This window comes from Streptomyces sp. NPDC002886 (assembly GCF_042888445.1).
Lineage (GTDB): Bacteria > Actinomycetota > Actinomycetes > Streptomycetales > Streptomycetaceae > Streptomyces.
In genome coordinates this window covers 936,253-961,026 of the sequence record NZ_JBIAPV010000004.1, presented here as the reverse complement: position 1 = coordinate 961,026, position 24,774 = coordinate 936,253, and the positions used below count along the sequence as shown (strand labels likewise).

21 protein-coding genes and 1 riboswitch are annotated in these 24,774 nt (G+C 72.8%); of the genes, 9 read left to right on the top strand and 12 right to left on the bottom strand.

What is annotated here, in order from left to right; all coding sequences use genetic code 11:
* Window positions 1–119: 119 nt before the first annotated feature.
* The gene (locus ACFYYB_RS22660) at window positions 120–2,384 is read left to right on the top strand and encodes an MMPL family transporter (protein WP_389437055.1); all 2,265 of its coding nucleotides are present in this window, start codon (window positions 120–122) and stop codon (window positions 2,382–2,384) included.
* On the opposite strand, the gene ACFYYB_RS22655 is transcribed toward ACFYYB_RS22660, so the two are convergent.
* The 5 genes from ACFYYB_RS22655 to ACFYYB_RS22635 form a co-directional block, all read right to left on the bottom strand.
* On the bottom strand, window positions 2,362–2,730 hold the full coding sequence (locus tag ACFYYB_RS22655; protein ID WP_389437054.1) for a hypothetical protein: 369 nt from the start codon (window positions 2,728–2,730) through the stop codon (window positions 2,362–2,364). The two genes, ACFYYB_RS22660 and ACFYYB_RS22655, sit on opposite strands and share 23 nt — an antisense overlap.
* A 567-nt stretch (window positions 2,731–3,297) precedes the next feature.
* Window positions 3,298–3,819, bottom strand: coding sequence for a hypothetical protein (locus ACFYYB_RS22650; RefSeq protein ID WP_389437053.1), 522 nt, complete (start codon window positions 3,817–3,819; stop codon window positions 3,298–3,300).
* Window positions 3,810–4,241: a hypothetical protein gene (locus ACFYYB_RS22645; RefSeq protein WP_389437051.1), complete on the bottom strand. Its 432-nt coding sequence runs from the start codon at window positions 4,239–4,241 to the stop codon at window positions 3,810–3,812. Before ACFYYB_RS22645 ends, ACFYYB_RS22650 begins: the two co-directional genes overlap by 10 nt.
* 47 nt (window positions 4,242–4,288) lie before the next feature.
* Entirely contained in the window at window positions 4,289–6,013 is a 1,725-nt protein-coding gene (locus ACFYYB_RS22640; RefSeq protein WP_389437049.1) for a SulP family inorganic anion transporter, read from the bottom strand.
* Window positions 6,014–6,137: 124 nt separating this feature from the next.
* Window positions 6,138–6,629: a DUF1269 domain-containing protein gene (locus ACFYYB_RS22635; protein WP_389437048.1), complete on the bottom strand. Its 492-nt coding sequence runs from the start codon at window positions 6,627–6,629 to the stop codon at window positions 6,138–6,140.
* 390 nt (window positions 6,630–7,019) lie between these two features.
* Window positions 7,020–7,243, top strand: a riboswitch (cobalamin riboswitch).
* 172 nt (window positions 7,244–7,415) lie between these two features.
* Between ACFYYB_RS22635 and metE the strand changes: the two genes are divergently transcribed.
* Window positions 7,416–9,737: a 5-methyltetrahydropteroyltriglutamate--homocysteine S-methyltransferase gene (metE, locus tag ACFYYB_RS22630; RefSeq protein ID WP_389437047.1), complete on the top strand. Its 2,322-nt coding sequence runs from the start codon at window positions 7,416–7,418 to the stop codon at window positions 9,735–9,737.
* 61 nt (window positions 9,738–9,798) lie between these two features.
* On the opposite strand, the gene ACFYYB_RS22625 is transcribed toward metE, so the two are convergent.
* Both ACFYYB_RS22625 and ACFYYB_RS22620 read right to left on the bottom strand, forming a co-directional pair.
* Window positions 9,799–11,217, bottom strand: coding sequence for a nucleobase:cation symporter-2 family protein (locus tag ACFYYB_RS22625; RefSeq protein ID WP_389437046.1), 1,419 nt, complete (start codon window positions 11,215–11,217; stop codon window positions 9,799–9,801).
* Window positions 11,218–11,597: 380 nt separating this feature from the next.
* Window positions 11,598–12,284, bottom strand: coding sequence for a helix-turn-helix domain-containing protein (locus tag ACFYYB_RS22620; RefSeq protein WP_389437044.1), 687 nt, complete (start codon window positions 12,282–12,284; stop codon window positions 11,598–11,600).
* Between the two features lie 408 nt (window positions 12,285–12,692).
* Between ACFYYB_RS22620 and ACFYYB_RS22615 the strand changes: the two genes are divergently transcribed.
* Window positions 12,693–14,204: a nucleobase:cation symporter-2 family protein gene (locus ACFYYB_RS22615; protein WP_389437043.1), complete on the top strand. Its 1,512-nt coding sequence runs from the start codon at window positions 12,693–12,695 to the stop codon at window positions 14,202–14,204.
* Window positions 14,205–14,273: 69 nt separating this feature from the next.
* Here the strand turns inward: ACFYYB_RS22615 and ACFYYB_RS22610 are convergent, their stop codons facing one another.
* Window positions 14,274–15,539, bottom strand: coding sequence for a DUF2254 family protein (locus ACFYYB_RS22610; RefSeq protein WP_389437042.1), 1,266 nt, complete (start codon window positions 15,537–15,539; stop codon window positions 14,274–14,276).
* 165 nt (window positions 15,540–15,704) lie between these two features.
* Here ACFYYB_RS22610 and ACFYYB_RS22605 point away from each other — a divergent pair, with 165 nt between their 5' ends.
* From ACFYYB_RS22605 to ACFYYB_RS22595, 3 genes are all read left to right on the top strand, one after another.
* The gene (locus tag ACFYYB_RS22605) at window positions 15,705–16,172 is read left to right on the top strand and encodes a hypothetical protein (RefSeq protein ID WP_389437041.1); all 468 of its coding nucleotides are present in this window, start codon (window positions 15,705–15,707) and stop codon (window positions 16,170–16,172) included.
* Window positions 16,173–16,281: 109 nt separating this feature from the next.
* Complete coding sequence (locus ACFYYB_RS22600; RefSeq protein ID WP_389437039.1) at window positions 16,282–17,010, top strand: hypothetical protein; 729 nt, start codon at window positions 16,282–16,284, stop codon at window positions 17,008–17,010.
* Between the two features lie 315 nt (window positions 17,011–17,325).
* A complete protein-coding gene (locus ACFYYB_RS22595) occupies window positions 17,326–17,916 on the top strand; it encodes a hypothetical protein (RefSeq protein ID WP_389437038.1) in 591 nt (196 codons plus the stop codon).
* Window positions 17,917–17,970: 54 nt separating this feature from the next.
* On the opposite strand, the gene ACFYYB_RS22590 is transcribed toward ACFYYB_RS22595, so the two are convergent.
* Both ACFYYB_RS22590 and ACFYYB_RS22585 read right to left on the bottom strand, forming a co-directional pair.
* Window positions 17,971–18,846, bottom strand: coding sequence for an ABC transporter permease (locus tag ACFYYB_RS22590; RefSeq protein ID WP_389437037.1), 876 nt, complete (start codon window positions 18,844–18,846; stop codon window positions 17,971–17,973).
* Window positions 18,843–19,754, bottom strand: coding sequence for an ABC transporter ATP-binding protein (locus ACFYYB_RS22585; protein ID WP_389437036.1), 912 nt, complete (start codon window positions 19,752–19,754; stop codon window positions 18,843–18,845). The genes ACFYYB_RS22590 and ACFYYB_RS22585 overlap by 4 nt, the downstream gene beginning before the upstream one ends.
* Before the next feature lie 223 nt (window positions 19,755–19,977).
* Between ACFYYB_RS22585 and ACFYYB_RS22580 the strand changes: the two genes are divergently transcribed.
* Window positions 19,978–21,063, top strand: a complete 1,086-nt coding sequence (locus ACFYYB_RS22580) for a sensor histidine kinase (protein ID WP_389437035.1) — start codon at window positions 19,978–19,980, stop codon at window positions 21,061–21,063.
* On the top strand, window positions 21,060–21,761 hold the full coding sequence (locus ACFYYB_RS22575) for a response regulator (RefSeq protein ID WP_389437034.1): 702 nt from the start codon (window positions 21,060–21,062) through the stop codon (window positions 21,759–21,761). Before ACFYYB_RS22580 ends, ACFYYB_RS22575 begins: the two co-directional genes overlap by 4 nt.
* 12 nt (window positions 21,762–21,773) lie before the next feature.
* Here ACFYYB_RS22575 and ACFYYB_RS22570 read toward each other — a convergent pair whose 3' ends face one another.
* The gene (locus ACFYYB_RS22570) at window positions 21,774–22,490 is read right to left on the bottom strand and encodes a response regulator (RefSeq protein WP_389437033.1); all 717 of its coding nucleotides are present in this window, start codon (window positions 22,488–22,490) and stop codon (window positions 21,774–21,776) included.
* Window positions 22,487–23,788: a sensor histidine kinase gene (locus ACFYYB_RS22565; RefSeq protein WP_389437032.1), complete on the bottom strand. Its 1,302-nt coding sequence runs from the start codon at window positions 23,786–23,788 to the stop codon at window positions 22,487–22,489. The genes ACFYYB_RS22570 and ACFYYB_RS22565 overlap by 4 nt, the downstream gene beginning before the upstream one ends.
* Before the next feature lie 247 nt (window positions 23,789–24,035).
* On the opposite strand from ACFYYB_RS22565, the gene ACFYYB_RS22560 reads away from it, so the two are divergent.
* Window positions 24,036–24,728, top strand: a complete 693-nt coding sequence (locus ACFYYB_RS22560) for an ABC transporter ATP-binding protein (protein WP_389437030.1) — start codon at window positions 24,036–24,038, stop codon at window positions 24,726–24,728.
* Window positions 24,729–24,774 lie beyond the last annotated feature (46 nt).

Genomic DNA, 24,774 nt, shown 5'->3' with positions numbered 1-24,774 from the left:
ACTCCGCCCCGGGGCCGGGGGATTCGCGGCCCGCGGGCCGATGCCGCGGAGCGCCGTGGCGACGAGCCTCGGCATCGGTGGCCGTACAAGGACGGCCACCGAGGTGGTTGGAGGACCCGATGCTCTCGAAAGCCCTGTTGCGCCTGGGCGCAAGCGCCGCCCGCCATCCCTGGCGGGTGATCGCGGCATGGCTGCTCGCCGCCGCGCTCGCCGTCCTCGCCGCCGTCGCCTTCGGCGGGCGGACCGCGGACTCGATGACCGTTCCGGGGCTTGACTCCCAACGGGCCGCGGAACTGATCGAACGGGCAGGCACCGGGCAGGAGGGGATGACCGCCCAAGTGGTCGTCACCCCCCTCGGCGCCGGTGCGACGTTCTTCGACGACGGCGCGCGCACCGCTCTCACGCGGCTGCGGGCCGAGGTGCAGCGGCTGCCGCACGTGCTCGGCACGAGCGACCCGGCGGGGGCGCTCGACACGGGCGGGGACACCGCCGTGCGCGGCGGCCTCGTCTCGGCCGACGGGCGGATCGCGGTCGTCCGGGTGCAGTACCCCGACCAGAGCCGGCTGTCGGCCGAGGACCTCGACGCCCTCGTCGATCTCGGCGACCGGATGCGCGCCGAACTGCCCCTGCGCATCGAGATGGGCGGGAACCTCTTCTACGCCTTCTCGGACCCCGACGGCGGCGCGAGCGAGCTGATCGGCCTCCTCGCCGCGGCCGCGATCCTGTTCCTGGCGTTCGGTTCGCTCGTCGCCGCCGCGCTGCCGATCGGCATGGCGGTCTTCGGGCTGACCATCGGGGTCGCCACGATGACGGTGCTGGCGGGGGTCACGGACGTCCCCACCTTCGCACCGGTCCTGGGCAGCATGGTCGGGCTCGGAGTGGGCATCGACTACGCGCTGTTCGTGCTCGCCAGGCACCGGGAGTACCTCGCGTGCGGGCTCGATCCGCAGACGGCGGCCGGACGAGCGGTGGCCACGGCGGGTCGGCCGGTGGTCTTCGCCGGCGGCACCGTCGTCGTGTCGATCCTCGGCCTGGCGGTCGCGAACGTGCCGTTCATGACGGTGGGCGGGGTCGCCGTCTCGATCGTCGTCCTGACGATGGTGCTCGCGTCGGTGACGCTGCTGCCGGCCTTCCTCGGCGCGGCGGGCCCGCGCCTGGCCCGGACCGGCCTGCTGGGCCGGGCCAGGCGGACTGGGAAGCCGGGCCGACTCGCACGGCGGCGGGACCGGGAGGCAGGCGCCGACCGAGCCGCCGGGTGGCGTCGCTGGATCGGGCACGTCAGCCGGCACCCGGTGCCGTACGCGGTCGGCGCGGCAGGGCTGCTGCTGACCGCGACGCTGCCCGTGCTCGGCCTGCGAGTCGGCCTGCCCGACGACGGCTCGATGCCCCCCAGCCGTACCGAGCGCCGCGCCTACGACCTCGTCGCCGAGGGGTTCGGCCCGGGCACCAACGGTCCCCTCGTCATCGCCGCGAACGCCGCTGGTGATCCGGGAGCGCTGGACCGGCTCGTCGGGGCGGTCGCGGCGGATCCGGGCATCGCATCCGTCGCGCCGACGCACATCGACCGGGCCACCGGCATCGCGACCCTCGTGGTGTTCCCGACCACGAGCCCGCAGGACAAGGCCACGGCCGACACCATCGCCCGGCTGCGCGCCGACGTGCTGCCCACGGCGATCGGGCACGGCCCGGCCAAGGCCCACGTCGGCGGCGCCACCGCGAGCCTGTCCGACGTGGGCCGACGCACCAGCCAACGCCTGCCGGTGTTCGTCGGCGCCGTGCTGGCGATGTCGTTCCTGCTGCTGATGCTGGTCTTCCGCTCGATACTCGTACCGCTCAAGGCGGTACTGCTGAACCTGCTGAGCATCGGCGCGGCCTACGGCATCATGGTCGCGGTCTTCCAGTGGGGCTGGGGAGGAGCACTCATCGGGCTGGAAGCGACGGTTCCGATCGTGTCGTTCATCCCGATGTTCCTCTTCGCCATCCTGTTCGGCCTGTCGATGGACTACGAGGTGTTCCTCCTCTCCCGCGTCCGCGAGGAGTACCTGCGCACCGGCGACAACGGCACGGCGATCGTCGAGGGCGTCTCGCGCACCGCCCGGATCATCACCTCGGCCGCCCTCATCATGGTGGCGGTCTTCCTGTCCTTCGCCGTCGCCGACGACCCCTCCACCAAAATGTTCGGGCTCGGCCTGGCCACCGCGATCTTCATCGACGCCACAGTCGTGCGCATGGTGCTGGTACCGGCGACCATGACACTCCTCGGCCGGGCCAATTGGTGGCTGCCGAAGTGGCTGGACCGGATGCTTCCCCGTGGCCCGGTCGGCACCGACGGCACCGACGCGGAATCCACGGGTGGGCGTCCTAGAGCCACCCCTTCTTCTTGACGAAGACGAAGGTGCCCAGCGAAGCGGCGAGGACGGTGCCGAGGAGGACCGGCAGGGCGAAGAAGTTGTCGAAGCCGTACTCGTTGAGGTGCTCGAAGTTGGCGCCCGGGATCGCGGCGAAGGTGGACGGAATGACGAACATGAGGGTCAGGGCCGTCAGCTTGCGGTTCTCGACGGTGGACTTGACCTGATCTTCCGTCAGCTCGTTCAGGCGGTCCATGTCCCGGTTGAAGTCCCGCAGTTCGTCGCGGATCTCGTGCAGCACGGCCAGGGCCTGAGCCTGCTCTTCGGCGGTCGTGGAGGTCGTCGCGGTCGTGTCGGTGATGGCGTGGGTGTTGATGGTCATGAGGGAGCTTCCTTCTGGGTGGTGAGGAAAGGAGAAGGGGAAGAGGGCATGCCGGTGCGCGAGACGTCGCGCGGAGGTGTTGGGGGCATGCCCGGGGAGCCCGCCGGAAGGGCTGGGCGCGGCGGTGCCGGAACGGGCCGGAGAACCGGAAGGGGTGTGACGGCCGGGCGCGGAACGCCTGCGGACCGCCGAGGGGTGGAGAGGGAGCTCCGGCTACGCGAAAACGCGGGTCAGAGCGCGGCGGAGGACGAGGCGACGCGGCGCGGGTGGGTCAGCGGACTCGGACTGTGATCCATGGGGCGATCGCCTCCTCTCGGCAGGGCGTAGGTCATACGCGGTCGCGGCCATCGGCCGTCGAACGGGCGAGCGCAGGGGGCTCACGGGCGGCGACACCTCAACGCTAACAGCAGCTCAGGGGCGCGATCCGGGCCTTTGGTCCCGTCGGCCGGGCCGAAGGTCCCTCCCGGTGGGGGCGCGAAACGCCCCGCCCGGGAGCGCGAAACGCCCCGCCCGGCCCGCCGGGCCCTTGGGGGCGCGGGGGTCGGGCGGGGCGTACGGCGGGCCGGGTCAGTACCTGAGCGCGGTGCCGAGGGAGGCGCGCACCTCGCCCGAGAGCTTGTGGGTGCTGCGCGCCGTCGCGTCCTTGGGCTGCCCGGCGGGCACGTCGGAGACGGTGACGACCACCGTGTCCAGCGGGTTGCCGGAGGCGTCCTTGTAGTCGACCTGGACAGCGAAGGACTTCGTCGACGCGTCGGTGTTGCGGGCCGTGACGGTGACGGCCGACAGTCCGTCGCCGTCGGTGGTGACGCCGCCGAGCGTCACCGCGTCCTTGGCGTCGACACCCTCCTTGACCTCGTCCAGCTTCTTCTTCGCGGCCGCGGTGGCCGAGTCGACCGCGTCGGCGGCCTCCGACTGGACCGAGGCGGCGGCCGAGGCCGCCTTGGACACCCCGCTCGACACGTCGCCGTCCGAATCGGAGCAGCCGGCCGTCGTCGCGAGTAGCGCCACCGCGAGCAGCGCGCCGCAGGCGCCGCGGATCGCCTTCTTGTGGTGCGCGCGGGTCTTGTGGTGCACGGGGGTCAGGGGCATGTGACGCCGACCCGGGCCGCGACGAGGGTCTCGTCGAACTTCTGGATCTGGGGCTTCAGCTGGGTCAGGGCCTCGGATCCGGTGGTGTCGCCGGGCAGGTTCCCGAAGCCGGACTTGAGGTCGCCGACGGCGGTGCCCACCGCCGACTTCTTCGCGGCTTCCAGGTCCTTCAAGGAGGAGGAGACGTTGTCCCAGTCCTTCTGGACCGCGTCGACGGCATCCTTGACCTGGTCCTTCGTCGCGGAAGCCGGGTCCAGGGCCGCCAGTTTGGCCTGGTCGGCCTTCAGGGTGGAGAAGCCGGTGCAGAGCTCCGAGGCGGCCTGGGTCGCCTGCGCCTTGGGGCTCGGGTCGTCCGAGGAGCAGGACGTGAGGAACAGGGCCGCGGTCGCGCCCAGGGCCGCGGTCATCGGGAGACGCTTCATGGAAATCCTTCCCATTCGGAACTTCTGCTCAAAACCTGACATACAAACTAATGAGCTGCATCCGGGGGGAGTTCGGGCAGCCGGCTCCCGGCGGCCGATACCGCCTCGTCCACGGTGCGGTGTATCCCGTGTGCGGCCAGGTGATCGCCCAGCGGATGGCGGGACAGTTCGGCGGCGGCCGGTGAGCGCAGCCGGGCCAGGTGCAGGGCGACGCCCTGCCGGTCGAGTTCCTCGCGGAGTTCCTCCAGGGTGTCCAGGACGGGAACGCCGAGCCGGTAGCAGGCGGTGAGGTCCAGGACCACGGCCCGGGGCGCCACCGGGGCCCCGCGCGTCTGCTCCAGTACGGCCAGCCGCACCCGGTCCACGTTGCCGAAGAAGAGGCTGCCGTCGGGGCGCAGGACGCGTACGGCGGGGTCGGTGGCGGCGTCCTGGTGCCCGGCGGTGTCGCCGTACAGCCGGGTCCCGGGCAGCCGGCCGAGGAGGGCGACGTTGCGCCGGCCGGCCGCGCCGATGAACAGCGCGAGGGAGAGCGCGACGGCGAGCAGCAGCCCGGGCAGCAGGTCGAAGAGGAGCACGCCGAACAGGGAGGTGAGCGCGACCCACAGGCTGCGCCGGTCCAGGCGGAAGTAGCGGCGCAGCTCCCCGACCCGCAGGAAGCCGCGTACGGCGAAGATGACGATGGCCCCGAGGACCGGCTCGGGCAGGTCCGTGAACAGCGGGGTGAGGAAGGCGCCGGTCAGCAGGATCAGCCCCGCCGCGATCAGCGAGACCATCGGGGTCCGGCCGCCCGCTCCGGCGGCGGCCGCGCTGCGCGAGGCGCTGCCGGAGACGACGAAGCCGCGGAAGAACCCGACGGCGATGTTGGCGAAGCCGATGGCGGCCATCTCCCGGTCGGCGTCGACCTCCTGGCCGTGTTCCCGGGCGAAGCGGTTGGCGATGCTGAAGGCCTCGGCGAAGACGACCAGGGCCACGCCCAGGGCGCCGCCGAACAGTGCGATCCAGTCGGCGGCCGGGATCCCGGGCAGGTGGGGGACCGGGACGGCCGAGGGGATGTGCCCGACGGTGTCGACGCCGTGGCCTTCGAGGTCGAGGGCCGCCGACAGGAGGAGCGCCGCCACCAGGACGATCAGGGAGGCGGGCAGGCGCGGGACGAAGCGCTCCAGCAGGAACAGCACGGCGAGCGCGCCCGCGCCGACGGCCAGCGTGACCAGGGACCAGTGCGGGGCTCCGGACAGGACGGTCCACAGCCGCTCGAAGAAGTCGCCGTCACCGCCGGAGACTCCGACGAGCTTGGCTGCCTGCCGGACGACGATGGTCAGGGCCATCCCGAACAGGAAGCCCACCAGGGCCGGTTCGGCGAGGAAGGCGGTGAGGAACCCGAGCCGGGCCAGCCCTGCCGCCAGCAGCACCGCGCCCACGATCACCGACAGGGCGGCCGACAGCCCCACGGCGTCCTCGGGGGCGGCGCCGACGGCCGAGACGGTGGCGGCCGACAGTACGGCCGCGGCCGAAGTGGCCCCGATGAGGAGGAAGTTGGAGCGGCCGAGCAGGGCGTATACGAGCAGGGCCACCGGGGCCGCGTAGAAGGCGTTCTGCGGGGGAACTCCGGCGATCTGCGCGTAGGCCACGCACTCGGGCACGATCAGCGCCCACGCGGTGAGGGCCCCCAGCGTGTCGCCCCGCAGCAGCCTGCCGCGGTAGCGGCGCAGCCAGGGGGCCACGAGGCCCGCCGCTTTCCTGTCCTCGGGTCCTGCCGTCCGCGGAACGCTCACCGCTCGGGCCCCTTCCTCAGCTCGGCGAAAATCCCGCACGGGGCGGCGGTCGCGCCGCCGCGGCCCGGGACCGGGGGAGGGGCCCCCGGTCCCGAGCCGCGGCGGTGTCTCGATGGGTGCCCGCTCAGGCCGCGAAGACCTCGCGGAGCTGCTGCTCCTGCGTGCCGGAGAGGTTGGAGCGGATCAGCTGGGCCTGTCCGCCCGGGAAGGCGTCGCGGACCCGCTCGACCACGGCGTCGGAGGAGAGCAGGAACAGCGCGGAGGTTCCGGGCTTCACCTCGGACTTCACCTCGTCGATGAACTGGTCGTCGATGCCCACGTCGGAGAGGGATCCGCCGATGGCCCCGGCCGCCGCACCCACGGCGGCGCCCAGCAGCGGCACGAAGAACAGGAGCCCGAAGAGCATGCCCCAGAAGGTGCCGGAGAGCGCGCCCGCTCCCGTGAGGCTGTTGAGCTGCTGGGTCTTCGGCTTCTTGGCCTCTTCGTGCCAGGTGACGACGGCCGCGTCGTGCACCTGTATGAGCTGTTCCTTCTGCAGGGCGAGCAGGGCGGACTCCGCCTGCTGCGCTCCCTCGGGAGTGGGGAACTTCCAGACGGTGAGAGTCGTGGATGCCACGTAACGCTCCAGTTCATGGACGGTGTTGCCGGCGTCCAGTACAACCCAGAATCAGACAATTCACCACAATTCCCATAAAGTGACTTGCTGTCACCTGTCGAGTCGTCAGAGTGATTCGCCCGTTCGGCGTACGGGTCGTCGGGGCGCTCGACCGCGAGCGGGTGCCCGACGCGCAGGGTGCGGGCGGCCGGTAGGTAGGCCGTGCGGCGCTGTTCGTCGTAGTCGAAGAGCTTGGGGATCACCGCCGTCAGGGCGCCCCAGTCGGTGCGGTTCCAGATGCCCCAGGTGTCCAGGCGGGAGAAGTGGCCGGTCACGACGGGCGCTCTCCCCGTGTCTCATTTCACCGTCCGACATGTGGGAAGCCGTGCCCGTTCCCCGGTCGGTCGATCTAGTGTGGGCCGCGCAGCTGGTTCGCCCCCGTCCGCCAGGCGGGAGGCGTCGTAAGAGGGAACCCGGTGGGAATCCGGGACTGCCCCGCAGCGGTGAGTGGGAACGACCGCCGTCATACGCACTGGGACCGGAAACGGTCCTGGGAAGCGACGGCCAGTAGGTGCGGACCTTCGTGGTCCGCGCGCCCGCGAGTCCGAAGACCTGCCCGTTGCCCGTGCGCGATCGACCGCGCGCGGTTTCCCGGTGACCTCGTGGGCGGGTCGGCGTGCACCTCAGGCGGGTCCTTCCGTCGCGTACCCCGTCGTACGCGACCCCGGCGGCCCGCCCGTTCCGGCACCCTTCGCCTCCGCGACCCGTCACCGGGTTCATGGAGACACGCTCGCGAAGGAGAGTTCCGTGACCACCGAGTCCGCAGCCGCGCCCGTACGGGCCACCGTGTACGGCTACCCCCGCCAGGGACAGAACCGGGAACTGAAGAAGGCGATCGAGGGCTACTGGCAGGGCCGCGTCACCGCCGAAGCCCTCCGGGAGACCGCCCGCGACCTGCGCCGGGCCAACTGGGCCCAGCTCGCCGAGGCCGGCATCACCGAGGTTCCGACCGGCGACTTCTCGTACTACGACCACGTCCTGGACACCACGGTCATGGTCGGCGCGATCCCCGACCGCCACCGGGCCGCCGTCGCGGCGGACGGCCTGGACGGCTACTTCGCGATGGCCCGCGGCACGCGGGACGTGGCCCCGCTCGAGATGACCAAGTGGTTCGACACCAACTACCACTACCTGGTCCCCGAACTCGGACCCGACACCGTGTTCACCGCCGAACCGGCCCAGCAGGTGGCCGAGTTGAAGGAGGCCTTGGCCCTCGGCCACAGCGCCCGCCCGGTCCTGGTCGGACCGGTGACCTACCTCCTCCTCGCCAAGTCGGCCCCCGGAGTGCTTCCCGGCTTCGAGCCGCTCGCCCTGCTCGACCGGCTGCTGCCCGTCTACGCCCAGGTCCTCGCGGACCTGCGCGCGGCGGGCGCCGACTGGGTCCAGCTCGACGAGCCCGCCCTGGTCCAGGACCGCACCCCGGCCGAACTGAACGCGGCGGCCCGCGCCTACCGCGAGCTCGGCGGCCTCACCGAGCGCCCCAAGCTGCTCGTCGCCTCCTACTTCGACCGGCTCGGCGAAGCCCTGCCCGTCCTGGCGAAGGCGCCCGTGGAGGGGCTCGCCCTCGACTTCACCGACCGGGCCGCCGCCAACCTCGAGGACCTCGCCGCCGTCGGCGGCATCCCCGGCAAGCGACTGGTCGCGGGCGTGGTCGGCGGCCGCAACATCTGGATCAACGACTACCAGAAGTCGCTGACCACCCTCGGAACCCTGCTCGGCCTCGCCGACCGGGTCGACGTGGCAGCCTCCTGCTCCCTGCTGCACGTCCCGCTCGACGCCGACGCCGAGCGCGACATCGATCCGCAGATCCACCGCTGGCTCGCCTTCGCCCGCCAGAAGACCACCGAGATCAGCACGCTGGCCCGGGGCCTCGCCCGCGGCACCGACGCGATCGCGGCCGAACTCGCCGCCAACCGGGCCGACCTGGCCTCCCGCGCCGCCTCCCGGATCACCCACGACCCGGCGGTCCGGGCCCGCACCGCGGCGATCACCGAAGCCGACGTCCACCGCGCCCAGTCCTACGCCGAGCGGGCCGCCGCGCAGCGCGCCCACCTGGGCCTGCCGCTGCTCCCCACCACCACCATCGGCTCCTTCCCGCAGACCACCGACCTGCGCACCGCCCGCGCCGACCTGCGCGCGGGACGCATCGACGCGGCGGCCTACGAGGACCGCATCCGGGCCGAGATCCGCGAGGTCCTCTCCTTCCAGGAGAAGGCGGGCCTCGACGTGCTCGTGCACGGCGAGCCCGAACGGAGCGACATGGTGCAGTACTTCGCCGAGCGGCTGACCGGCTACCTCGCGACCCGGCACGGCTGGGTCCAGTCCTACGGCACCCGCTACGTCCGCCCGCCCGTCCTCGCCGGCGACGTCTCCCGCCCCGACCCGATGACCGTCCGCTGGACCACGTACGCCCAGCAGCAGACGGCCAAGCCCGTCAAGGGCATGCTCACCGGTCCCGTGACCATGCTGGCCTGGTCCTTCGTACGCGACGACCAGCCCCTCGGCGAGACCGCGCGCCAGGTCGGACTCGCCCTGCGCGACGAGGTCGACGACCTCGAAGCGGCCGGCACGTCCGTCATCCAGGTCGACGAGCCCGCCCTGCGCGAAACCCTGCCGCTGCGCGCCGCCGACCACGCCGGCTACCTGGCGTGGGCCACGGAATCCTTCCGCCTCACCACCAGCGGCGTCCGCCCGGACACCCAGATCCACACGCACATGTGCTACGCGGAGTTCGGGGACATCGTCGGGGCCATCGAGGACCTCGACGCCGACGTCATCAGCCTGGAGGCGGCCCGCTCGCACATGCGGGTCGCCGACGAGCTCGCCGGCGCGGGCTACCCGCGCGAGGTCGGCCCCGGAGTCTGGGACATCCACTCCCCGCGCGTCCCCTCGGCCTCGGAAGCGGCTGCCCTGCTGCGCAGGGGACTTGGGGCGATCCCCGCCGAACGGCTCTGGGCCAACCCCGACTGCGGTCTGAAGACCCGCGGCTGGCCGGAGACGAGGGCCTCCCTGGAGAACCTCGTCGAGGCGGCCCGCCGGGTGCGGTCGGAGATCTCGCCGAGCGCCTGAGCCTCAACAGGGCGGCGGGCACACGGAGTTCCCGTGTGCCCGCCGCCCTCCTGTCGCCGGGTCAGTGCACGGACCCGGCGGCAGCCGGCTCCCTGTCCGGGGTGTCGTCCTGGTCGGTGCGGCCGATGTGGTTGAAGGCGAGGTTGAGCAGCACCGCGGCGACGCAGCCGGTGCTGATCCCGGAGTCGAGGATGATGCGCATGCTCTCCGGGAAGCCGTGGTAAAAGCCCTCGCTGGCCATGGGGATCACGCCGACGCCGAGGCTGATGGCCACGATGAGCACGTTGTCGCCGCGCTCGAGCCCGGCCTGGGCGAGGGTCTGGATGCCGCTGGCGGCCACGGTGCCGAACAGGGCGAGGCCGACGCCGCCGAGAACGGGCTGCGGCACCAGGGAGACGACCGAAGCGAGGAACGGGCACAGGCCCAGCAGGATGAGGATGCCGCCGCTCGCGGCCACGACGTAGCGGCTGCGGACCTTGGTGATGGCGACCAGCCCGACGTTCTGCGCGAAGGCGCTGGCGGCGAAGCCGTTGAAGAGGGGGCTCAGCGCGGTGCCCAGGCCGTCCGCGCGCAGCGCCGCGGCGAGGGTCTTCTCGTCCGCGGGCTTGTCGACGATCTGGCCGAGGGCGATGACGTCGGCGGTGCTCTCGGTCATGGAGACGACCATCACGATCATCATGGAGACGATCGCGGCGACGGCGAACTGGGGGGCGCCGAAGTGGAAGGGCGTGGGGAAGCCGATCACGTCGGCGTCGGCCACGGCGCTGAAGTCCGCGAGGCCCAGGGGCAGGGCGATGAGGGTGCCGGCGACGAGGCCGAGCAGGATGGATATCTGCTTGAGGAATCCGCGCAGGACCCTGCGGAGCACCACGGTGATCAGCAGGGTCACCGCGGCGAGGGCGATGTACTCGACGTCTCCGTAGTCAGGGGCCTGCGGGTTGCCGCCCTGGGCCCAGTTGAAGGCGACGGGCAGGAGGGACAGGCCGATCAGCGTGATCACGGTGCCGGTGACGACGGGCGGGAAGAACCGGATGAGTTTGCAGAACCAGGGGGCGAGCAGGAAGCCGAACACTCCGGCCACGATCACGGCGCCGTAGATCACGGGCAGCGCGTCCTCGGGTCCCTCCGCCTTGGCGATGGCGAGCATCGGGGCCACGCCGGCGAAGGAGACGCCGTTGACGAAGGGGAGGCGCGCGCCGATGTTCCAGAAGCCGAGCGTCTGCAGCAGGGTGGCGATGCCGGCCGCGAAGAGGCTGGCGCTCATCAGGAACGCGATCTCGCCCTGGCTCAGTCCCACGCCGATGCCGACGACCAGGGGCGGGGCGACGACTCCGGCGTACATGGCCGCCACGTGCTGGAGGCCGGCGCCGAGGAGCTTCCCGAAGGGCAGGGTCTGGTCGACGGGATGCTTCCCGGCGGGGGCCGCGTCCGGGTCCGGGGCGGGTGCCGGGGTGGGGCTGGGTGCGGCGGTGGACGACATGGAAAGGACCTCCAGGACTGCTGTGGCACGGCGATCGCCGGGGGGAGGGCGCGCTGGGGCGCGGCCTGTGCCTCGGGGGGCCGTGTGGACTGGTTCGAGGACGCAGTCGAGCGGGCGGCAGAAGGGCCCGGGGGCAGGGAAGTGCCCTGAGGTGACGGGGCGCGGAAGAGTTGCCCGAACCGGGGTGCCGTGGGGTGAGCGAGCCCCGACGGCCCTGCCGAAGACTGCATGAACGGATCGTCCACGATGCGGAAAGCAGTTTCCGTATGGCTGGGTGGCTCTAGTGCCTCACGCCGAGGGGGTCGTGTCAAGACCCGGGATCGAGGAGGCGGGTTGAGGCGAGAGGGGGTGGGAGGAGACGGGAGGCGGTCGCGGCGGGATCAGGCCGTCGGCTCCCGCAGTCGCTGCCACAGCTGTTCGTCGATCCGGTCGAGGAAGGCCAGGGCCTCGTGCTCGACGGTTTCGGCGGCGGAGCCGGTCCGGCCGTGGTTGTCGATCCGCTGGTACTCCCAGTGGAGTTGTTCCAGGGCGCGGTGGATCTCCGCCGGTTCCACGGGAGCGATCTTCGCGACGGGGCCCACGTAGTTCGGCCACCACCCGGTGACCGCCTCGCGCAGCAGTACGCGCAACTGCCCCGTCCTGCCGCACGCCGAGACGAAGCAGGCGGGCGGCGGCCGGAGCACCTCGAACAGTGCCTGGGTCTGCCGTCCCGACCCGCGCCAGCGATTGCGCCGTTCCGCTTCGGCGTAGCGGTCGCGCGTCATGCCGACCCCCACGGCAGCCTGCTCCACCGTCAGCCCGAGCAGCGTCCGGCACTGCAGGAGCGTGGCCGGTTCGCCGAGCAGTTCGCCCGGTGAACACCACAACGCGGCGGCCAGCGCCTTGATCTGATGGCCCGTCGGGACCTCTGTGCCCTGCTCCCAGGCCAGCAGCGTGTCGGGGTGGAGTGGATGTCCCTGGAAGGCCGATACGGCCCAGGCGACCTGGCCGGGCGTGAGTCCGAGCCGCTCGCGCACGCCGACGGCGCGGCGCGGGTCCAGCGGGGGGTAGGGGGATATTTCGCCCACGGAGGGGCTGTGGAGATCGTCTTGGGGTGGCATAGCCGCACACCGTAGGGCGAGGGAGCGCCCCCGCCAAGGCCCGGGAGTCCGGCAGGCGCTCGGGGCGGGGGTCCGTGCGCGCCGAAAGGGCGTGGTCAACGGCGATTGTGCGTACATCCAAAGAATCGGAGGAATCGATTCACCGCCCTGGAGGAGTTGACGGCCGGGGGGTCGGTTCGTAGGGTCGCTGTCGTCCACAGTGGAAAGTAAATTCCGCAATGAGGAATCGAGTCGTTCTCCGTACCCCGGAAACCGGCACGACTTCCGTATCCCTCCGGGCAAGTCCGTCCACTTGTCCGGCTCTTCCGGCCGTGCTTCGCCCCCGACCATCCCCGCCGCCCGCCGGCCGGGAGGTCTCTCGGAGGGACTCTCCCCTTGCGCTCCCGTACGCCCTTCCCACACGAACGATCCACCCCGCCCGACCCGCTGCACCCGTCCGGCCGGCCCGTCCCGCCCGACCTGTCCGCGCCGCCCGCCCCGTCCGCCCCCGTCCATCCCGCCGACGAAGTGCTGCCCATGCGGCGGATGGTCCCCGCCGCCCTGCAACACGTGGCCAGCATGTACGCGGGCCTCGCGGCGCCTCCGCTGATCATCGGCGGCGCCCTGGGGCTGACCGCCGCCCAGCTCACCGCCCTCCTCGCCGCGAGCCTGGTGGTCGCGGGCCTGACCACCGTCGCCCAGACGTTCCGCTTCTGGGGCGTGGGGGCCGGACTGCCCGTCACCAACGGCGTCTCCTTCGCCGTGGTGTCCCCGCTCCTGGCCGCCTCCGTCTCGCGGGGGCAGGACGCCCTGCCCCTGGTGTTCGGTGCCACCCTCGTCGCCGGGGCCGTCTGCTTCCTCCTCGCGCCGGCCTTCTGCCGGCTCCTGCGCTTCTTCCCGCCCGTCGTGAGCGGCTCCGTCATCACGCTGGTCGGCCTCTCGCTGCTGCCGGTGGCCGGGGAATGGGCCCGGGGCGGCGATCCGGAGTCCGCCGGCTACGGCTCGCCGTCCAACCTCGCGCTCGCCGCCGGAACCCTCGCCTTCACGCTCCTGCTCCACCGGCTGCTCAGCGGACGCTTCTTGCAGCGGGTGGCCATCCTGCTCGGCCTCGTCGCCGGCACGGCCGCCGCGGCGGCGATGGGCAAGGTCGACTTCCAACCGCTGTCCCAGGCGCCGCTGTTCGCGTTCCCGGAACCCTTCGCCTTCGGCGCACCGCAGTTCGAGGCGCCGGTCATCGCCACCATGCTCGTCATCATGCTCGTCTCCATGACGGAGTCCACCGCCTCCCTGATCGCGGTGGGATCGGTCGTCGACCGCCCGGTCGACGCCCGCGTCATCGCGGGCAGCCTGCGCGCCCAGGGGCTGGGCACCGCACTCGGCGGCGTCCTGGGAGCCTTCGTGAGCACCGCCTACGCACAGAACGTGGGCCTGGTCGCGATCAGCCGCATCCGCAGCCGGTACGCGGTCACCCTGTGCGGGGCGATCCTGGTCCTCATGGGCCTGGTGCCGGTCCTGGGCTCGCTCGTCGCGCTCGTGCCGCTGCCCGTACTCGGCGGGGCGGCGGTGGTCTTCTTCGGCTCGATCACCGTCGCCGGGATCCGGACCCTGACCAAGGCCTCCCTGGCCACCGGGCACAACGGCATCATCGTGTCCGTCGCCCTCGCCTTCGGTCTCTTCCCCGTCACATCGGCCGACTTCTACGAACGGCTCCCCGCGCCCGTCGCCATGGTGCTCGGGTCGGGCATCACGGCGGGCTGCCTCGTCGCCGTCCTCCTCAACCTGCTCCTGAACCACTTCGGACGGGGCAGCGAGGCGAACGAGAGCCACGTCCCCACCGCCCAGGTCGACGCCTTCGGCGGGATGGGCGGCTCACGCGGGGCCGGGGGAGGGGCTGTTCCGTTCCGCTGACGGCGCTTCCGGTCCCGCTGCCGACGGCGCTCTCGGTCCCGCGGCTCACGGCGCTCCCGGTCCCGCCGTTCACGGCGTTCCGGTACGGGCCCAGAGCAGCGGAAACCTCTCCCGGCCCGTCCGATCGACCCACTGGAGGCGCTCCCGTACGACCTCGCGCCGACTTTCCGGGATCCGCTCCGCCAGCCGGCCCAGCAGGTCGTGCATCCTGCGCAGCGCCATCGGGGAACCGGCGGCGGGGAAGAGGAGGTCGTCGACGGCCGTGCGCACGTACCCCTCCCAGTCCGGCACCGGGATCGTCACCCGCAACCGGCCGTCCTCGCCGGTGAACCGGCCGATGTCCAGGTCGTGTCCGGAGAGCCGGGTCAGCAGGTCTTCGAGGCGGTCCAGGCTGTCCGCCGCCGTGGCCGGGTCGTTGATCGCCGGGGAGAGCGCGCGCAGGGCGATGTCGGCGAGGAGCCGGAAGGGCAGATCGGGGTCTTGGTCGAAGGTGCGCTCGACCCCGGTCTCCAGGGCGTCGCGCAGAACGGCCTCGGACAGCTCGCCTCCGGTCACCTCCGCGAGCGTCACGCCCCGGGACACGGTCGCTCCCGGGGCGACGAGGAAGGTGAGGGAGCAGTCGTGCCGCTCGGCCAGACCGACCAGGGCGCGCGCGTCCATCCGCTGCACCACCACCGCCGGGCCGGACCACCGTACGGCGGTGGTGACGGCGCCCGGGGGCGGTGCGGGCGCGGCCGTCGCCGCTTCCGGGTCGTACGGCCGGACGTACAGCTCGTCGAACAGCCGGTGCGCGCGCGTGGCGATCGCGGTCAGGGAATGGCCGAGCTGGATCGAGTGGAAGGCCCTCGTCTGCAGCGTCCGCATGAGGGTGAGCGCGATCAGGGTGAGCACCATGGCGGTACCCGGAACGAGGGTCGAGACGGCCGTCCGGCGGGCACCGATGGCCAGCCCCGAGGTGATGCTGAAGACGAACACGCCGACGGTGAAGGCGAAGGTGCGCCACACGATCGGGTCGTCCCGGAACAGGCCGAGGCGCGGAGTGAAGGTGCTGGCGGAGAACTGGATCACCAGGAACAGCATCGAATAGATGATGCTCACCAGGCTGATGACACCGAATCCGAGGGTGAACAGGAGCGTCACGACGGGCCCGGCATCCACCTCGGGCCCGAGCGAGAGCCTGGGGAGGGCCACCCCCAGGGCCCCTCCGCCGACCGCGCAGACGAGCTGGGCCAGATCCCTGCGCATCGCCCGCGGCGGAGGGCGGAAGATCGCACGCCACCCGCGGCGGCGTTCCCGCCCGCGGAGCCGTGCGGGGTCGTCGGCCGAGCCGGACATCCAGCCTCCTCCAGGTCCCGGTGAACGCACCCCTCTGCTGAGGATGCAACCACGGGAGCCGCGGCAGGTGGCGGCGGCGCGCGACGGAAGACGGACCACGCCCGTACACCTCGCGGCACCGGGGCTGCCGCACGGCGGATCCCGGCCGCCGGATAGGGTCTCGGCATGATCACGGCCCCCGTCGCATCCGGCGCGAAGCGGGCCCGCCGTCCGGCGGGTGCGCTGCGACTGGTGTGGCTGGCCGCCCTGTTGTTCGCGTTCCTCTACACGCACGCCGCCGGAGCCGACAGTGCCTCGGCGCACGTCGCCCGCGGTGCGGTTCCGGTGGCCCACCTGGATGTCATCGGGCTCGACGGCGCGGGCGCGGGCGCGGGCCTTCACGACGAAGCGGCGTCCCGCGGGCAGGATGTCGGCACCGGCCGCGATGACGGCACCGGGCACGGGCATCCCGCCGAGGCGTGCGCCTCCGGTCACCCGCAGCAGGGTGCGGAGCTGCCCGCGCCGCCGCTGGTCCCCCTCGGCGAGCTGTCTCCCGCCGTCGGTGCGATGCGGAAGGCCTCGTGGGAACGGACCGTTCCGTCCGGCCTTCCCCCCTTGCGCAGTGTCCTCGGCTCGGTGGTGCGCCGGGTATAGATCCGGGCCCTTCGCCCCGATCCGACCCGACCCTCATCGAAGACCCGGTCCGCCCCCTCGTGGCCGGCCGGGCGATGAGCCGCGCACGCAGCACCAAAGGAACTCGCACGTGACTTCGCCCCAGCTCTTCGGCACCCGTACCGCGGTCGCCTCACCCGGCTCTCCCGCCACGGGACGCGCCGCCCGCCGCAAACGCCACGCCGGTCCGGCGCGGACCCGGCCCCTGGCCGCCCGGTACCTCGGCTACGTCGGCTATTTCGTCGGCGCCGGCCTCATCAGCGGCGCTGTCGTCCACCACCCGCTCGACCCCGACCGCTACACCCGCATCGCCGCGTACGGGGCCCTCGTCTTCCTCGCCGCCACCGTCCTCAACGAGTTCGTGCTCACCAGGGAGCGTCCGGGACTGCCCCGTCTGCTGCTGGTGATGGGCGCCTCGCTGCTGTTGTCCTTCGGCATCGGCATGCTCAGCGGCGGCCTCCAGCACTTCGACGACTTCCCCGCCCGCGGCGCCGTTCTCGTCCCCGCCGGACTCGTCGTCTCCTTCGTCGCCTACGTGATCAAGGACGCGGACACTCCGGCGCGCCGGGTGTTCGGCCTCGTCGGCCTGGCCGTCCTCGTCACCGCGGCCCTCGCCTTCCTCGGCCTGCGGGAAGTCGCGGCCTCCATGGAGAACGCGCCCGCCGGCGGCCACAGCCACGGTGGGGCCGAAGAACCCGCGGAAGACGGCCACGACCCCGCCGCCACTCCGGCGAGTCCGGCGGCCCCCGCCCCCGGAGCCTCGCCCACCGCGAAGCCCGCTCCTTCGGCGGCGCCGCACACCGACGGCCACGCCCACTGAGTGACCGGGCGGGGTGGGGCGGGATCATCTGCCCTGCCCCGCCCGGCCCCGTGAGGTCGCGGGGCGGGCGGGCGTCGCACGATGTGATTCCGGACGCACACCTTCCGCTTCCGTACGGCTGTGTCCGACTGTGTCCGGCTTTGGCTCGCGATCGCATGGCGAGACGGGCTGGCGGGCGACCCCGGGAATAACTTAGGTTCGCCTTGCCTAACCTTTATCTTGTTCTTACGGAAGAAATCAGCCATGCGAAGATCGCCCGGACGTCGGAATGTCCTCAGTCACCGCCCCGCCGCGTACAAGGCGGCGAGCTGACTCATGGCCCTCTCCGTCGACACGCAGATGGCCGTTCCGGTCGCGCCGGCGCACCGCTCCGAGAGGGACGGACCGCAGCCGACCCCGGTATGGGTGCTCGGAGCGCTCGGGGTCTTCAGTACCGCCGCTCTGACCGGCGCGTGCTGGGTGTCCGGCCATGTCCACGCGGACCCGACGCTCCAGACCACCGCCCGCTTCCTCCACTTGGCCGCCATGGTCGTGGGCCTGGGCGCCGTACTGGCCGTCGACTGGTTCGCCATCCTGTGGCTGCGCGGGCGCCGCCGCCTGGCCGACATCCTGAACACCGCCACCACGCTGCAGGTTCCGATCTGGGGCGGCCTCGCGGGGCTCCTCGTCACGGGTCTCTTCCTGAGCCCCAACATGGAATCGAAGCTCACCCTCACCAAGATCGCCCTGGTCCTGGCCATCACCCTGAACGGCCTCTACGCGCACTGGCTCGGCCAGCGCCTGGAGCGCTACCGGGACACCCGTGTCCCCGTTCGCTTCCTCGTCCAGTCGGGAGCGGCCGCCACCGTCAGCCAGGCCGGCTGGTGGGGCGCCTGCGTCATCGGATTCCTCAACAGCCAGTCCTGACCGGCGCCCCGCCGCGCGCCGGGCGAAGGGGCCCGTGGGCGGGCAGGGGCCACCTCAGACGTCCCGGCGCCGTACGACCGTCACGGCCGTGACCACCGAGACGAGCGCCCAGCCCGCGAGCGCGATCCAGGAGCCGGTGAGCGTGCCCGGGTGGGCGCCCAGAGAGGTGGGGGAGTCCGGGTTCAGGGCCAGCCGGGCCTGGGCGGCGAGCGGCAGGTGGTTGCCGATCTCCTTCAGGAACCGGTACCGATCGCCGCCGAAGAGCAGGGGCATCAGGAAGAGCAGGCCCACGACCGCGACGATCGAGGCCGTGGCGTGGCGCAGGACGGCCCCGAACGCCATGCCGGTCAGCGCGCACACCGGGACGACCAGTGCGTAGGCCGCGACGGCCCGCAGGCAGCCGGGGTCGTGGATCGAGAGCCCGACGTGCCGGGAGGACAGCATCGCGTTGACCGTGAAGAACGAGCTCACGGAGACCACAACGCCCAGCAGGAGCGTGGTCGCGGAGACGAGGACCACCTTCGCGGTGATCACCGCGCGCCGGTCGGGAACGGCGGCGAAGGTGGTGCGGATCATCCCGGTCGCGTATTCGCCGAAGACGGTGATGGCCCCGAAGGCGGCCGCGGCCAGGGCCATGACGTCGGCGGCGACGCTGCTCAGGCCGTGGAACAACGGGTCGTACGCGTAGGGGGTTTCGCCGGGAACCGGGGGATGTGACTGGTCGATGTACGGCAGGTCGGAGTGGACGCCGTTCACGTTGATCGCGATCGCCACGACGGCGCTGAGGGCGAGCACCCAGTAGGTCGACCTGAGCGACCGCATCTTGATCCACTCGGCGGCGAGCAGATCGGTGAAAGCGGCCCGCGCGGGCTCGGCCGTCCGCGCGGACCGCCTGCTGCCGGACGGGGCCCGGCTGCCGGGTGTGGTCATCGGGGGTCTCCCGCGAGGTATTCGGCGTTGTCGGCGGTGAGGGACAGGAACACCGCCTCCAGGGACGAGGCGTGCGGGGCCAGTTCGTGCAGCACGATGCGGTGCCGGTGGGCGAGGTCGCCGATCCGGGCCGCGGTCAGACCGGTGACGCGGACGGCCGGGCCGCCTTCCCGCCGCACGGACCCGCCCGCGCCGACCAGTACGGCCTCCAGGGCCGCCGGGTCGGGGGTGTGGACCGTCACGCCCCGGGAGCCCTGCCGCGCCGAGAACTCCGCCAGGCTCTCGTCGGCGATCAGCCGGCCCCGGCCGATGACGATGATCCGGTCGGCGGTGTGCTCCATCTCGGCCATCATGTGGCTGGAGACGAGGAGGGTGCGGCCCTCGGACGCCAGCCGCCGGAACAGCCCGCGCACCCACAGCACCCCCTCGGGATCCAGGCCGTTGAGGGGCTCGTCGAACAGCAGCACCGGCGGATCGCCGAGCAGCGCGCCCGCGATGCCGAGGCGCTGCTTCATGCCGAGGGAGAACCCGCCGATCCGGCGGCCCGCCGCCTTTCCCAGCCCGACCTCCCGCAGGACCTCGTCCACGCGGGACGGGGGGATGCGGTTGCCGCGGGCCAGGGCGGACAGGTGGGCCCGTGCGCTCCGTCCGCCGTGCACGTCCTGGGCGTCCAGCAGCGCGCCCACGTGGCGCAGGCCCCGTGGGCGGCGGCCGAAGGGGACCCCGTCCACGGTGACACTGCCGCCGGTCGGCGCGTTCAGGCCCAGGATCATGCGCAGGGTGGTGGACTTGCCCGCGCCGTTGGGGCCGAGGAAGCCCGTCACCCGGCCCGGTTCCACGGTGAAGGTCAGGTCGTCGACGGCGACGGTGTCGCCGTACCGCTTGGTCAGCCGAGTCGATTCGATCACGGGCTCCACGCTGCCGGTACGGGCACCGCCCGTGCATCGGCCGGGGGTTCACACCGCCGGGTCCCGCAGGTGGCCCGGGGGATTAGGTCCGTGGGCCAATGCCCCCGCGGGCGGGCGCGGTTACGATCGGCCGATGACCGCAGCCCCTCCTCCACCCCTGCTCAGACGCGTACCACCGGGTGCGTGGGTGGGCGCCTTCTGGGTGACCCTCATCCTCGTTCGCATGCTGCAACGACCGGACGAGCTGAGTCACTTGGTCCAGTACGACGGCAACATCGAGGACGCGCCGCTGCTGGCCACCGCCATCGTCACCACCCTGGGTGCGCTGCTGCTCTTCCGGGCACCGCTGGCGGCCGTGGCCGTCGCGCTCGTGGGCACCGTGTTCTCGATCGGGATGGCGGTGCGGGAGACGACCTTCGTCCTGTTCCTGCTGGCCGACGCGGCCGTGGGCTACACCGCCGCGACCCGCTCACGAAGGCTCTCCGTGCCCGCCGCCGGGCTCTGCCTCGCCACGCTGGCGGGCTACTCGGTCTGGCAGTTGGCCCGAGGCACGTTCTTCAACGCCTCGGCGCCGGCCGGGCTCGCGTCGACCGTCGCCATCGCCTGGCTGATCGGCAACACGATCCGCCAGGACCGGGCCCACACGGAGACGGTGCGCGCCCAGGCCACGCGCCAGGCGATCACCGCCGAGCGGCTGCGGATCGCCCGGGAACTGCACGACATGGTCGCCCACGCCATCGGCATCATCACCATCCAGGCGGGCGTGGGCAGCCGGGTCATGGACACCCAGCCCGCCGAGACGCGCAAGGCGCTCGAGGCCATCGAGGCCACCGGCCGGGAGACCCTCGCCGGCCTGCGGCGGATGCTCGGCGCGCTGCGCAAGGGCGAGGAGGAGCCGGCGCCGCTGGATCCGGTCCCCGGCCTCGCCGCCCTCGGCCACCTGGTGGGGCGGAGCGCGTCCGCCGGTGTCCGGGTCGACGTCCGCCGGCGGGGGGAGCGGCGCGAACTGCCCCCGGACGTCGACCTGGCGGCCTTCCGCATCGTCCAGGAGGCGGTCACCAACGTGGTGCGGCACTCCGGCACCCGGGAGTGCACGGTGACCGTCGACTACGGCCGGAGCGAGCTGGCCGTCGACGTGGTCGACCGGGGCCACGGCCGCGGCGCCGCCGCCGGGGGCTCCGGATACGGCATCGTCGGCATGCGGGAGCGGGTCGGACTGCTGCACGGCGAGTTCAGCGCGGGACCGCTGCCGGACGGCGGCTTCCGGGTGGCGGCCCTGTTCCCGATACCGGTGGAGGCGGAGCGATGATCCGGGTGGTACTGGTCGACGACCAGCCGCTGATCCGTACGGGCCTGCGCGTCCTCATCGCCGACACCCCTGACCTGGAAGTGGTCGGCGAGGCCGGGAACGGCGCCGACGCCGTGGAACTGGTGGCGCGGCTGCGGCCCGACGTCGCCATCATGGACATCCGGATGCCCGGCACCGACGGCATCGAAGCCACCCGCCGGATCTACGCGGAGACCTCGCCGACGGGGACGACGGGGGCGGCGACCCGCGTCCTGATCCTCACCACCTTCGACGACGACGAGTACGTCTACGGTGCGCTCCGCGCCGGGGCGAGCGGCTTCCTCGTCAAGGACATGCCCCTGGAGTCCATCCTCGACGGTGTCCGGGTCGTCGCCGCCGGGGACGCCCTCATCGCGCCGGGCGTCACGCGCCGTCTCATCGCGGAATTCGCGGCGCGGCCCGAACCCGAACCCGAACCGGGACCCGCCCCCGCCCCGGCGCGCCGGGCGGCCGTCGGCGGCATCACCGAGCGCGAGCGCGAGGTGCTGACGCTGGTCGGCCGAGGCCTGTCCAATGCGGAGATCGCCGCGGAGCTCACCATCAGCGTGGCCACCGCCAAGGCCCACCTCGCGCGGCTCTTCACCAAACTCGACGCGCGCGACCGGGTCCAGCTCGTGATCCTCGCCTACGAGATCGGCCTGGTCGCGCCCCCGGCGTGAGAACCCGGCGCGTCAGCCCGACGGGCCGGCGCCCCGGCCCCGGCCCGGGCTCCCGGGGCTCCCCGGTGCGGCCGGGGCGACCAGCCCCGTCTCGTAGGCCGCGATCACCGCCTGGGCACGGTCGCGCAGGCGGAGCTTGCCGAGGATCCGGGCGACGTGCGTCTTCGCCGTGGCCTCGCTGACGTGGAAGCGGACGGCCAGTTCGGCGTTGCTGAGGCCGCGGGCCAGGGCTTCGAGGAACTCCAGTTCGCGCGGTGTCAGCGCGGACAGGTCCCGGTGGAGGGGAGCCGTGCGGTCGTCGGCGGAGGCGAACCGTTCGACCAGCCGGCGGGTGATGGCCGGGGCCAGCAGGGCGTCGCCGGAGCGCACCAGCCGGACCGCGGCCGCCAAATGCTCGGGGGTGACGTCCTTCAGCAGGAAGCCGCTCGCCCCGGCGCTCAGGGCGGCGTACACGTACCGGTCGAGGTCATAGGTCGTGAGGATGACGATCCGGGGCGCCGGGCCCTCGTGCCGCAGGATGCGGCGCGTGGCCTCCAGCCCGTCGGTGCCGGGCATCCGGACGTCCATCAGCACGACGTCGGGCAGGGTGCGCCGGACCACGGCGACCGCCTCCTCGCCGTCGGCGGCCTCGCCGACCACCTCGATGCCGTCGGCGGCGAGGATCATCCGGAAGCCGGTGCGCACCAGGGCCTGGTCGTCGACGATCACCACACGCGGTGCCTCGGTCACGGACCCTCCACCGGGATGACGGCGCGGACCCGGAAACCGCCACCGGGACGGGGGCCCGTGTGCAGGCTACCGCCGTAGAGCGCCAGCCGTTCGCGCAGACCGACCAAGCCGTGGCCACCGCCCGGATCCGGGGGCCGGGCACGGCCGCCGCTGTCGGTCACCTCCACCCGCAGCTCCCCGGGCGCGTACTCCACCAGCACCGACACGGCCGTCGCGCCCGCCGCATGCTTCACCATGTTCGTCAGGGCCTCCTGCACGACCCGGTACGCGGCCAGGTCCACACCCCCCGGAAGCCCGGCCGGAGTTCCGCGCACCGTCAGTTCCACCGGAACGCCGCCCTCGCGCGCCCGATCGGCCAGCTCCGGCAGCCGGTCCAGACCGGGCTGAGGCGCCAGGTCCGCTTCGGCGGCGGGGTCGGGTCCGTCGGAGGTCATGGTCAACAGGCCCATCACATGGCGCAGTTCCGACATCGCCGACCGTCCGGCGGCCTCCACCGCCAGCATCGCCTCCCGGGCCTGGTCGGGGGAGGTGTCCAGCACCTTGCGCGCCGCGCCCGCCTGAATGGTCATCATGCTGACGTTGTGGGTGACCACGTCGTGCAGCTCCCGGGCGATCCGCGCCCGCTCCTGCTCCACGGCCCTCCGCAGCGCCGCCTGCTGCTCCTCCTGGAGGGTCCGGGTCCGCTGCCGCCAGGTGTGGACGCCGTGCGCGGCGAGCCCGACCGGAAGCAGGACCAGTACGGGCACCAACCCCTTGTCCACCTCGGGGACCAGGGGGAAGACCGCGTACAGAACGGCTCCGCCGAGCAGGGAACCGGCCACGGCCTTGCGGTGGGAGCTGTACAAGGCCGCGCTGTACGCCGCGATCAGGCCCGAGGCGAAGGTGACCGTGGTGGCGTCCGCGGCGACCGCCCCCCGGTGCAGCAGCAGCGTCGCGCCCATCACGGCCCAGTAGGCGGCCAGCGGGTACCGGCGGCGGACCAGCAGCGGCAGGGCGGTCAGCACGGCGACCAGGAGTTCCCAGGGCTCCGCGGGAGGCAGGAGGTGCTCGACGACCGGTACGGGATGCGGCACGGGGGGCGGCGACGGGAGCCGCGCCGGGGGCGGAACGGCGATGCCGGGGCCGGCCTGCACCTGCACGTACGCCCGGTTGAGGTCGCCGATGACCGTCCACACGGCGAGCGCCAGGGCGAGCACCGCGTCGAAGGCCCACGACGCGTGCGACAGCCGTGCCGGCCGCGGCGGTGCCCCGATGCTCAGCCCCCGGGCCCGCTGGAGGAGGGCGTCTCGTGTGCTCATCGGACCAGTGTGCCCAGCGCCGGACGGCGGCGGATCATCCGCTGGGACCGGTGGCGTACGCCTCCCGCCTACCCCGCGGGGATGACGCCGCGGGGCATCGCCCCGCCGCGGTACCGAAGATCCGCAACCGGGCCGACGCCGCGCCCGGACCCCGACTCCTAGCGTCGGAAGGGCGAACCGGGAACGGGGCGCGGGACGACCTGACCCGGTCGCCGCCGACCGGGGACGCACCGACCGTGGAGGATCCATGACCGAGAACCACCTCATCGACGTGCGCGGGGTGACCAAGACGTACGACGCCGGCCCGGCCGTGCTGGCCGGACTCACCCTGCGGGTGCGGGCGGGGGAGGCGCTCGCCGTGCTCGGCCCTTCCGGCAGCGGCAAGTCCACGCTGCTCAACCTGCTCGCGGGTCTGGACCGGCCGACCGAGGGCAGCGTGAGCGTCGACGGGGTGCGCGTGGACGAGCTGACCGAGACCGCCTCCGCGAAGTACCGGCGCTCCCGGATCGGCATGGTCTTCCAGTTCTTCAACCTCCTGGACGACCTCACCGTCCTGGACAACGTGCTGCTGCCCGCCCAGCTGGCCGGCGCGCCCCGCGGCCGGGCCGCCGCACGCGCCGCCGAACTCCTGGCGCAGCTGGGCATCGACCGGCACGCCCAGGCCTTCCCCGGCCGGCTGTCGGGCGGCGAGCGGCAGCGCGTGGCGGTGGCCCGGGCGCTGATGAACCGTCCGCCGCTGCTGCTCGCCGACGAGCCGACGGGCGCGCTGGACAGCGCCTCGGGCGCCGAAGTGCGCGACCTGCTGCGGGAGTTGAATGCGGACGGTCAGACGATCGTGCTGGTCACCCACGACCTGGCGCTGGCCGAGGCGTGCGCGACCCGCACCATCGAACTCGTCGACGGGCGCATCGCGCGCGATGTCGCGGCGGTGCGGCGATGACCGGGCCGGCGGTCCGGGAACCGGGCGGGCCGACGGCCCGCGGGGG